Source organism: Caballeronia glathei, from assembly GCF_000698595.1.
GTDB classification, from domain to species: domain Bacteria; phylum Pseudomonadota; class Gammaproteobacteria; order Burkholderiales; family Burkholderiaceae; genus Caballeronia; species Caballeronia glathei.
The window spans coordinates 1-3,554 of sequence record NZ_JFHC01000174.1; the positions used below are offsets into that span (position 1 = coordinate 1).

The 3,554-nt window shown below is 64.4% G+C and carries 4 protein-coding genes; all 4 read right to left on the reverse strand.

Features of this window, described 5'->3' with window-relative positions; genetic code table 11:
* Positions 1–240: 240 nt before the first annotated feature.
* Positions 241–552, reverse strand: coding sequence for a Rieske (2Fe-2S) protein (locus BG61_RS37885; RefSeq protein ID WP_035932208.1), 312 nt, complete (start codon positions 550–552; stop codon positions 241–243).
* Positions 553–1,094: 542 nt separating this feature from the next.
* A complete protein-coding gene (locus BG61_RS42600) occupies positions 1,095–1,304 on the reverse strand; it encodes a hypothetical protein (RefSeq protein ID WP_129572153.1) in 210 nt (69 codons plus the stop codon).
* A 68-nt stretch (positions 1,305–1,372) separates the two neighbouring features.
* Positions 1,373–1,948: an RBBP9/YdeN family alpha/beta hydrolase gene (locus BG61_RS37890; RefSeq protein WP_035932202.1), complete on the reverse strand. Its 576-nt coding sequence runs from the start codon at positions 1,946–1,948 to the stop codon at positions 1,373–1,375.
* A gap of 20 nt (positions 1,949–1,968) precedes the next feature.
* Positions 1,969–3,288 (reverse strand): MFS transporter, encoded by a 1,320-nt coding sequence (locus BG61_RS37895; RefSeq protein ID WP_035932216.1) that lies wholly within the window; start codon positions 3,286–3,288, stop codon positions 1,969–1,971.
* Positions 3,289–3,554 lie beyond the last annotated feature (266 nt).

Below are 3,554 nucleotides of genomic sequence, written 5' to 3' on the forward strand. Positions count from 1 at the left end.
GTGATCGCACCGACCACCTGCAGCGGCTGTCCCTGCTCCACGGCCGCGCGAAATGCTGCTCCTGCGCTGGCGTGTTGTTGTTCAGACATATTCAATTCAAGCTCCATTTGGATGGCAGTATCCCGCAAGGACTGACCCGGGGATGTCGACTGACGCCGGGTCGCGGATTCATTGCAATGCGGTGCCGACTGGTTCTGACATGATCGTTCGTGACCCGCAGCCTGACAGCCGCGGTATCGGTCATTCGTCGATTCGCACCGTCAGCTCGCCGTCGATAGTTTCGACGGGAAGCTTCGTCAGGCACAAACCCGGCACGCCGACGAGGCACCCCGACACGAGGTTAAAGCGCAAGCCATGCGCCGGGCATTGCAATACATGGCCGTCGAGGCGGCCACTCGCAATCGAAGCGCCGTTGTGCGGGCATGCATTGTCGATTGCGTGGACGACACCCTCGATATTGAACAACACGATGCTGCGGCCGTTGACGGTTGCGAGCATGCGCGAGCCGGAATCCAGGGCGTCAGCACGGGCAATCGGTATGTTTCGCGTCATTTCCTTGTTCCTTGGGCGCGCATCGCGGGTAACCGGCGATACGTGGCATCCTTCGCGCCGGGTTTGGTGTTCGAGTGAACGTGCTTGCATCGTAGTGCAGAGACGCTTCGTGCAACCCTCTCGCGGAGGGAGGGGCTTGACGCACGCGGGTGATTCGAATCAGGCCGCGAGTCTGATCCGCTGCGCGATTGCGGCGGACTTCTCCCGATGACCGCCACGCCTCGCGGCGCTGAAGGCCGCGTTAGTGGACGGCGTCTGAAACGGCGCCTGAAAACGGTCGGGCGAACTCGAAGCCGGTTGGCGCAAGTCCGAGGCGCGTTGCGCACTGCAACGCTCTGACTTGTTCGTGAACTGGCAGGATTGCCGCGGCCTGCCTGTTAGAGATGTCGCATACGCAGACGCCCCTTGGCAGGGGCTGCACAAAGGGCGTGAGGTATTTCTTGCGTGAGCGACGCGGCGTGATGCCCTCATGACTTCGAGGTGCAGGAGAGCTTTCCGTTGCAACGGTTCAATCGGGAATCATTCGCCGCGTTTTCCTCGTTTCAACGCCACGAGGTCACGTCGCTGGAGGGGGTATGCGCGTCCATCCAGTCATAGGGTTCGTGGGTTTTCCCCCACGCCCAGGTCCGCGCGGCCGCTGCCGGCGATTCCTTGGAACGCTTGCTTGACACTGCGTCAGCGTTCAGATCCGACTTGGGTTCGATGGTGATGGCGCCTTTCGCTGGCGAGCCGTTTTGTACGTAATCAGACATTGATGGTGTTCCGGTAAAGGGATGATGTTGGTGCAGGCGTCTTCGAAATGATGCGGACCCGGACTGTCTCAGATCCTGCATTCGAGGCTCAGTTCAGCCACCAGTTCCTCGGCGAGCGGCCATTCGCCGTGCCCCGAAGCGGGGTTCAGATGGCCGACCGCTCCGACATTGACGAAGCGGCTGCCCCACGCGTGCGCAAGTTTTGCGACGCTCTCGATGCGGGCGAGCGGATCGTTGGTGCTGGCGGCGACGATGCTCTGAAACGGCAGGCGCGTGCGCGGAACGGGCATCCAGCCGTGCTCGTGCAGGATGTCCGGGGTCGGGTAGCCTTCCGGCATCGGCGCGTCGAAATCGGGCGGCGTCGCGAGCAGGGCACCGCGAATCTCACGCTGGTGAAAGCGTGCCCAGTGCACGGTAATCATGACGCCCGCGCTATGCGCGACGAGCACGACCGGGCCGTCGATCCGGGCCAGTTCCGCATCGAGCGCGGCGACGCGGGCCGCGCAGTTCAGCTTGTCGCGCTCGAGCGGGGGCACCGAGCGCGCATTCGGGAGCCTGCGTTCGAGCAGGGTCTGCCAGTGATCTTCGACATGATCACGCAGCCCAGGAACGATCAGGACAGTGGGCGTTGAGGTAGAGGTCATGAAAGGCGTTCCTGTGAAGCTCATTGTTTCGCAGCTTGTCCGCGCAGTGCATCGATGCGGCTCAAATCACGCGCATACCGCGACTTGCCGATGGCGAACGCGATCATCGCCGCGACGCTCACGAGAGGAATGATCTGCAGGGCGCCCAGGAGACCGATCCGGTCGGCAATCGCACCCGTGACGAGCGGACCGGGGGCGAGACCGAGCAGGTTGTTCGCGAGCGTCAGCGTCGCGAATGCGGACGCATGGATCGCCGATGGGGTGAGATTCGCCACCATCGCCCCCGCCGGGCCGGATGTGCCCGCAACGACGAGGATGCCCGCGCCGAGCAGTACGAGCTGCAATGCGCCTGCGTCGAGCCGGAAGCCGATCGACAGCAACACGAACGAGATCAGGCAATAGGCGACAGCCGTGATCCACTTGCGCGACGGAGCATTCCTGCAGATCCGGTCCGTGACGATGCCGCAGACGACCATGCCGACCCCGCCCAGCAGCACGAAGACCGCAGCGCCCGCAGCCGCCTTGTCCGCGGGCAGCGCGTAGTAGCGATTCAGGAAGCTGGGCATCCACGCGATCACGGCGCCCATGATGAAGAGCTGCAGTCCGCTGCCGACATACGCGCAAACGACCGAGACCGTCGAAAAGAGGCCCGCCAGCAGCGTGCGCAGGCTCGTGCGCATGCCGCTCGCATGCTGCTCCGCAGCGCGGCCGTCCGGATAGCGCGCTGCAACGCGCTTCTCCGAGACGATCATCGCGTAGGTGATGACCAGCACGATACCGAAGGCCGCCATCGTGGCGAACGACATGCGCCAGCCGAAGTGCACGGCGACAAAGCCGCCGAGCGCCATGCCGAGCACCGAGCCGAACGCGCCGCCGGCCATGAAGGCGCCGGTGAGCGTGGAGCGCAGGTGCGGCGGGAAAATACTGAGGATGAGTGCGATGCCTACGCTGCCGTATGCCGCCTCTCCGAGGCCCACCAGCGCGCGCGCGACGAGCATCTCGCCGTAGCTGGTCGCGATGGCGCAGCCGAGCGTGGCGAAGCTCCAAAGCGCCGCCATCACGATGAGGCTGCGCACGCGGCCCCAGCGGTCCGCGAGCACCGAGAGGGGGAAGGTCAGCAGACCGACGATCAGGGCGACCACGCCGCTGAGCGAACCCAGTTGAGTGTCGCTGAGTCCCCATGTCAGTTTCAGCAGGGGAAACACCGCATTCAGAACCTGCCGGGACATGTAGTCCGACAGCAGCAGACCGAAGGTCAGTGCGAATACGATCCACGCGTACTTGCGCGAGGTGGCCGGAGCGGTCGTGACGCCGCAAGGGGCCGGCTTGATGCAATGAATATCCAAGATTGTCTCCTCCGATGTGCGGCGTGGGCTCCGTCATGCGCGCGGGCGCGCGGCGGGCCGTTTTTGTTTTGACCGGGAAGGCCTGCTTCCCGGCGTTCGCCATGGAGTGTTAAGTCAGGTTGAAGGTGCCGGCACGGCGCGCGGCGCCGCGCCGGCATGCCGGGTTTCAGGCTGCGCGCAAGGGAAGATTGACCTGGCCAGCCTTGCGGTTGGGAGCCATGCCCATCTGCGCCAGCGTCTCGTCGGCGTCCTTGTATTGC